This is a genomic window from Helicobacter sp. 12S02634-8 (assembly GCF_002272865.1).
Classification (GTDB): domain Bacteria; phylum Campylobacterota; class Campylobacteria; order Campylobacterales; family Helicobacteraceae; genus Helicobacter_J.
In genome coordinates, this window is the sequence record NZ_MLAP01000024.1 from 1 (window position 1) to 6,792 (window position 6,792).

Consider the following 6,792-nt stretch of genomic DNA (forward strand, 5'->3'; position numbering starts at 1 on the left):
TTTAACAAATTAAATCAAAAGGTTTTTCTATGAGAGGGGAAGGGGGCTCAAATTGCGAAGTCCGCAGTTTGGGTGGGAGGGTCAAAATTCCCCCTCAAACTCCCCCTTACCCCTGCCACGCTTAAATACAGAAAGGCAAAGGCGAAAGGCAGAAAGACGAAAATATCGGATTGAATTGCCTTTGCTCGCCCTAAAGCCAAGGGTGCAAAAAGACAGAGAAAAGACTACAGAAGTGTAGTCGCTGGCTTTTTGCTAGCAAGGAGGTTGCGAGCTTCCCCTCCATCGTTTGATGATGGTTTGGGAGAAAAAAAGAGTTTTTTCGGGGCTAAGGTTTTGACCCACCCACCCATATGTTAGGGGTGGATAAACCCTTTTTTTGAAAGGAAGAATAAAAAAGTTATTATAGGCAAGTATTATAGATTCATATCAGCGATGTGATATCACTTACCTCTAGATATGGCACAAGCAAAGGCCCCTCAAGACTACCGCCCACCTTAATGAGTGCATCACCTGCCCCTGTGAGATTCTCAGCACCATTTTCATCAAGGATAATCCTTGAATTTGCAGCTGTCTTGACTTTTAGAGCAATGCTCATAGTCATATTGCTCCTAATTTGTCCATCGATAACCTTGGAATCAGGGCGTTGCGTGATGAGAATAAGATATATCCCCGATGCCCTTGCCATTCGTGCTAACTTAGCATTTTTCTCGCTAAGGGCTTTGTCTTTGTCCTGTGAAGCCCAATCGGCAAATTCATCAAAGATAATGACCTGATAAGGAGTCTGTGAGTTTTTAGCGGGTTTGAGTTTTTCCCTATAACGCCTATCCATTTCCTCAATCGCCCCATCAAGCCTATCTTCAGCCTCTTGCTTGTCTGTGATATAATTCTCCCCCAAATCAAATACATCATAATCCCCGCCTTGCTTGGGATCGATAACGACAATATTGGACTTGCCAATACCTCCTTTTAAGAGTGAAATGATGATATTGCGCACAAAGGTAGTTTTCCCTCCCCCACTCTGACCTGCTATCAAGATGTGTTTTTCCCTCATATCCTCACAAAAGGGCTTCCCGTCCATATCAAAGCCCAAGAAAATCCCCAAAGAAAAGGTATTAGGTATCGCATTAAAGCCCTTGATAAAATCCTCTTTGCCTAACTCTTTCCACTCATTTTTGGGCTTTTCCACTCTGATGTCATAAGTAAGCCCCGCGCCTTTTACGGGGGCTAATGCAGTTGTCTTGCCGATTGCACGACCGAGTTGTTCGCTCATTTGTTCAAATTTTTTGATTTGCTTGTTGTCTTTTAGCTTGATACGATAGATTGTATGCCGATAAGAGGACTTTTGATCCACAAGCTCTATGCCAATGCCTTGATCGGCAAAAAATTTCTTCATCTCTGCAAACAAGTCATTGGGATTTGTATTTACTGAAGACACCTCAAGGGTATGAGAGTCTGCTAGGGCTTTAGGCTCTGAGAAATGCAAGTTATCCAAGCACCACTGATAAAAGCAGTCGCTTGATTTATAGCTCGAATATATCTCAAAAAAACCTCTATGCATGTATTGGGTCAAAAGATTTTCATAAACACTATCATCTTTAAAAATATTTTGCCCCTTTGACTCCAGCTCTTCTTTATGGTATTCATAAAACAAGCAGCGCATTAAAATATCATACCCCTCATACTCACCACTCTTGCCAAGGTTTGTGACTTGCTCCAGATTGTATTCACCCTTTGCATTAGAGCTAGGCCGCAGGATTTTGTCTGCCCATTTTGGTGAGTCCATCTCCCAGCGCTCCAAGCCCAAAGCCACGCTCAAGGCTATCCTGATAGGTATATATTTATCTATATTTTTGCTCCCCAACCCGTCTTTAATCCTTTCTATCAGCACTTCCTCTTCATTGTTTGTATATATTCTTGCCATTACTGCCCCTTGTTTTGTGTGATTTCTGCTATTGTTGTTGGCACAATTGTCGCGTGTCTTCTGTCATCTGCATTATTGATTTGATACAGACCCGATAACCCATCTTCAATACTCACAAGCTCCTCTTTCCCCATCTCAGCGCTCGTAGGCAAAACGATGATTTGCTTGAATTGGCTATTTTTGTAATATTCTAAGATAATCCTTTGGCGCACATCCTTATCGAGCCTACCTAAAGGCGTGTCGATAATCAAGGGAATATCATAGCTTGATAGCTCGCTGAGTGCCCAGAGAATTGCTGTGGCTAAAACCTGATTTTGTCCCTTGCTTTGATTGGACTGATAGATGGGTTCATCATATTTATTTTTAAACACCATCGTGAAGTCTTGATTGATCTCAATGCGCGCAAGGTTATCATTGGGCATTAAAATCTTATATTTTTCAAGTGTCAGCTTTTCGAGGGCTTCCCTTTGGTGATTGAGTAGCTTTTCTTTATAATTTGTGATGACTTGAGTGATGGCCTCAATGAGGTCTAGCTTTGTTTGGATTCTCTCGGTGCATATTTTTTGTTCTAAGAGCTGGATTTCTTTTTGGAGAGTTTGGATTTTTTGCTCAGATTCTGTCTTTTGTGCTCTGTATTCAGAAAGTTTTGCATTGCAATCATCACGTTGTTTTTTGAATTCCTCTTTCTCTTTTTCAAGCTCTGCGACCTTTGTTTGTGTGTCTTTATCATTATTGGTATTCTCAGAAATAGCTTCTTTGAGTTCTTTGAGCTGCTTTTGGAGTTTTGATAGCTCCAAGAGAGTGCTAGCGAGGGTGGAGCGGCTAGTCTTTTCGATATATTTTTTGATACTCAAGAATAGCTCTTGGGGGATAGGCGAGTTTTCAAAATGCTTATTGCTTAGTTTTTGATGGACTTGGGGCAAGAAAGACAAAATTTCTTCACACCAAGCCTTATTCTGCAGTTCTTTTCTGAAAACTTCTGCAATATCTGGCAATAACCTTTTTAAGGCATCAAGATCATTTTTATTTGCCCTATTTTCTATGTCTTCCATCTTCTTTTGAACCTGCCTTACCAAGTCCAAATTCCCCACAAAAACCACATCTGCTAAAAGCTCTTTAAGACTGGATTGTTTCTCATTGATGTCTTTTTGTATTTTTTCTTGCTCATCTAGGAGCTTTTGAGTATTTTCATTTTGCTCTCTTGTGAATTGATTGATTTCTCTATCTTTATGGAGATAGTATTCATCAAACTCTTTATATTCATCATAGCAGACCTCAATTGCGTGATTGAGTGTTTGAATATATTCTTCTTCTGACTCAAGATCTTTATTTTTCTTAGTATATGCCCCTTGGGTTGTTTGATCTTCCCTCAGTGTGTCTTTAAAATAAAAGGTGAGATTTTTTGCTTGCTTGAGTATCTGCTCTAAAGGAGTGATTCCCAAAAAGGTCATTACCTTATTTTGAAATTGTTTGTTAATATTTTGACTGATGATCTCAAGCTCTTCCCCATCAAAAAAGAAAAACTCCACAAAATCTGGAGGCAAAATCTCATTGATCACATCTTGTGCTTCTTCATCTTTATAATCCCTCTCCCCTATGCTTACAAATAAATTTTCACACACCTCCTGCGTGACCCCAATCGTCCAAGACCTCTGCAAACAAAAGCTTTTTTTATCCTCTAAAACCCCATCAACACGGATATAAAAATCTCTTGCTCCCTCAGCTTTAGCTTGTGTATTGAGAATCCCTTGCCAATCACCCCACCCCTTGATAAAATAGCTAGGGATTTTGATATTCCCACTATGGAATCTCCTTATCGTTTCTGGGACTAAGTTCCCCTCTTTCAACAATCCTGTGCCTAAAAACAATAACTTCGCACAACGGATAAAACTCGTTTTCCCATAGCCATTGTCTCCAAAAATCACATAAATATTTTTGGTTGCACTGATGGCGTTAAAATCCACTTCCACCTTGCCATAATAGGCAAATAAATTACAAATACTCATGTGTTTGATAAACATCTATACCCCCTTATTGTGCTGCGCACTTTGGTCTTCAACGATCTTTTTGAGGGCTTCATTGATTTCTCTATCTGCGTCTTTGCCTAGATTATAAGAAGACTGTGCACTCGTTCCAATCAAACTCTCTAAAATATCTATGCTAAGCCCTGTGCTTTGATATTTGCCCTCTAGCTCGCTGAGTGCTTGCTCTAAAAGCTCTCTGTTGCCATTGCTTGTATATTCTCTGTCTTCTATTTCTTGCATTCTGTCAAACTCCTTTGCTATTTTGATTGCTGTATGGTTGAGATCAAAGTCCCTATCCCACGCCTTTTGAATTTCTAAAATCTGCCCATCAGAAATCAACTCCCCACCCCCTGAAGTCTTGAATTCTCTCTCTGCAAGCAGCAATTCCCTAAAAATCATTATCCTTGCTTTTGAGGTGAAAGGCCCTTTTTGCTCGATTTTATAGACTGCTCTGCCATCGCGTTTATAATCTGCCCTTGCATTGGGGTCTTCTCTGAGATTTTTGATAAAATTCCGAAACGCATTGAGGGGCCAAAGCTCACTCTCCCCTGAATCAATAAAACCTTGCATGGATTTATCTTCACTCACCACCGTGCATACCCAACAGCCAAAGCGACTCCCCCCGCAGCTGCTTTGCCTAAGGTCAGTGATGAACTGACACTCATCGCCACTTGCTTTAGAATAAAGCGCAAAAAGCTCCCGATGGTCTTTGCCCCAAGGAGGCTTATGTGCGATGAGATAAGCCCATACATCATCAGTCGTCCATTCCATGATCGGCGCATAAGTCAAGGTATTAGGAAAATCTTGGTGTTGCGAATAGCCATCTTCATTTAAAATGTGCTTTTCTATGGATTTTTTGCGATTGCTAGACTCTGCTTTGCGCGTGCCAAGCAGCAACAAAGCACTGCCATATGTATGCACAATCTTAGCAACTGCATCTTTGGCTGGTCGTATCTTGAGCCGATCTGTGCACCACCTAAATACCCGAGTTGGGCTAGGATAGCCCTTGCCAATGAGATTGACCCAGAATTGATCTTGTGGCTTTGGGGCGACTGAGATGATTTCAAAAGGGATTTGATGGAGCTTAGCGTGGGTATTGATCGTATCAATCACACGATGTAAAAATTTATCAATATGCGGGGCTTCGACCAAAGTATCAGAAGCAATCCCAAAGGTTGGGCGCCGCTGCGTGGGCTGTAAGCCCAAAAGCATTGTATAGATGAGCTGGAGCACACAAGTAGAGTCCTTGCCACCACTAAAAGCTACGATAAAAATCCGCTTGGTCGCGAGGTATTTTCTCTTGATTGTCTCTAGGGTGTTTGTAAGGATTATATCTGATGTGCTAGCAGTAGAGAGGGGAGCGAGGGGGCTATTAATATGGGGGGGGGGGCGCAAGTGATACAGATACAGGGGTCATTGAATCCATTGAATCTAGTGAGTCTATCGAGCCCATTGAATCTAGTGAATCCCTCGAATCTCGCGTATCATATGAGGGTATCACCAACGGAAAGCAAGATGCATCAAGTTCCATGATCCCCTTATCAAAATAATAAATATTCATATGGGGATAAAAGCTCTTATCTAACTCTTTTGCAAGCTTGATAGCCATTTCTTTGGCTCTTTTTGAGCTAAAGCAAATCAATGCAATGGGCTTATTGCCATCAGTATGGAGAAATTCTAAAATTTGTGTTGGTGTCTGCAAGGAGATAGAATCTCGCAAATGTGCAGAGAGAAAGGACTGCTGACTACGAATATCGATGATGACAAAAGAAGAGAGGTCTTTGAGCTGGGTTGTTCTCAAAGGTGTGGGGACAAAAACATCTCTTTGGATATACATCTTGCTAGATGGCCTTTCTTTAAAGTTAGCTTGCATTATAACACAAATAACCAAAATATGCTAAAGTATGCCAAGTCAAAATAGGAGCTTGCAAGTGCGTATTCGGGTGTATTATGAAGACACTGATTGTGGAGGGATCATCTACCATACCAACTACATCAAATACTGCGAACGCGATAGAAGCGAGAGATTTTTCAACGCCAAGATCACCCCCCATCAAAGCACAAGCGGCTTTGTCGTGCGCACTTTGCAAGCAGACTTTATCGGGAGTGCGGCGTTAGGGGATATGCTAGAAGTCCATAGCCAAGTCACAAAGCTCAAAAATGTTTCTGTCTTCTTACATCAAGAAATCTACAAAACCCTAGACCACGCAAGCCAACAGCCCTGCAGACTCAAAATATTCCAAATGGAAGTCAAACTAGGCCATATCAACTTCACCACACAAAGCCCTTGCCCCATACCCATGCAATTTTTAGAAATCTTAAGGAAAAGCTAATGCCTACACCCACCAATTTAGAGATATTACAAGGCCGGCCAGAGATCACCTACCCCACGCAATGGGAATATCGTATCATCACCACAGACACCCAAGCACTCCAAGCATATATCCAGACACTCATCTCTAAGCCCTATAGCCTAGAGTGCAAAAACACATCTAAAGAGGGGCGCTTCACAAGCTTGCACCTCAAAACAATCGTAGAGAATCAAGAAATGCGCGATACACTCTACACCAAGCTCACAGGGCTTGATTGTGTCAAGATGGTCATATGACCCTGCCTTGATCCAAACATTGCACCCCCATCAAATCCCAAAAAAAGAAACCAAATCTTCCCCCCTCAAATGTGGGGAGAATCTTTCTTTCTACTTAATCTCCCTTAAAACTGCTTGGACAGCCTTGCCATTTAAGATCTTAGCGACTCCATCAGCTGTTTGTTGGCTTTTGAGTGCGCCTTCTTGAGATTTGAAACCTCCTAGGAGGTAGTATTTGAATAAGACCTTTTGGACTTTAC

General features: G+C 41.6%; 6 protein-coding genes. 2 read left to right on the forward strand and 4 right to left on the reverse strand.

All coding sequences use genetic code 11. From position 1 onward, the window contains the following. Nucleotides 1-421: 421 nt before the first annotated feature. From BKH46_RS08970 to BKH46_RS08985, 4 genes are read right to left on the reverse strand one after another with little or no spacing between them, the layout of a single operon-like run. Nucleotides 422-1,921: an FtsK/SpoIIIE domain-containing protein gene (locus BKH46_RS08970; protein ID WP_095226497.1), complete on the reverse strand. Its 1,500-nt coding sequence runs from the start codon at nt 1,919-1,921 to the stop codon at nt 422-424. After that, nucleotides 1,921-3,942, reverse strand: a complete 2,022-nt coding sequence (locus BKH46_RS08975; protein WP_095226498.1) for an AAA family ATPase — start codon at nt 3,940-3,942, stop codon at nt 1,921-1,923. Before BKH46_RS08975 ends, BKH46_RS08970 begins: the two co-directional genes overlap by 1 nt. After that, nucleotides 3,943-5,340 (reverse strand): DNA phosphorothioation system sulfurtransferase DndC, encoded by a 1,398-nt coding sequence (gene dndC / locus BKH46_RS08980; protein ID WP_172402616.1) that lies wholly within the window; start codon nt 5,338-5,340, stop codon nt 3,943-3,945. Then, nucleotides 5,318-5,782: a rhodanese-like domain-containing protein gene (locus tag BKH46_RS08985; RefSeq protein ID WP_172402617.1), complete on the reverse strand. Its 465-nt coding sequence runs from the start codon at nt 5,780-5,782 to the stop codon at nt 5,318-5,320. Before BKH46_RS08985 ends, dndC begins: the two co-directional genes overlap by 23 nt. Nucleotides 5,783-5,849: 67 nt before the next feature. Between BKH46_RS08985 and BKH46_RS08990 the strand changes: the two genes are divergently transcribed. Both BKH46_RS08990 and BKH46_RS08995 read left to right on the forward strand, forming a co-directional pair. Then, on the forward strand, nt 5,850-6,278 hold the full coding sequence (locus tag BKH46_RS08990; RefSeq protein WP_095226501.1) for a YbgC/FadM family acyl-CoA thioesterase: 429 nt from the start codon (nt 5,850-5,852) through the stop codon (nt 6,276-6,278). Then, nucleotides 6,278-6,553, forward strand: a complete 276-nt coding sequence (locus BKH46_RS08995; protein WP_095226502.1) for a DUF493 domain-containing protein — start codon at nt 6,278-6,280, stop codon at nt 6,551-6,553. The genes BKH46_RS08990 and BKH46_RS08995 overlap by 1 nt, the downstream gene beginning before the upstream one ends. The last annotated feature ends 239 nt before the right edge of the window (nt 6,554-6,792 follow it).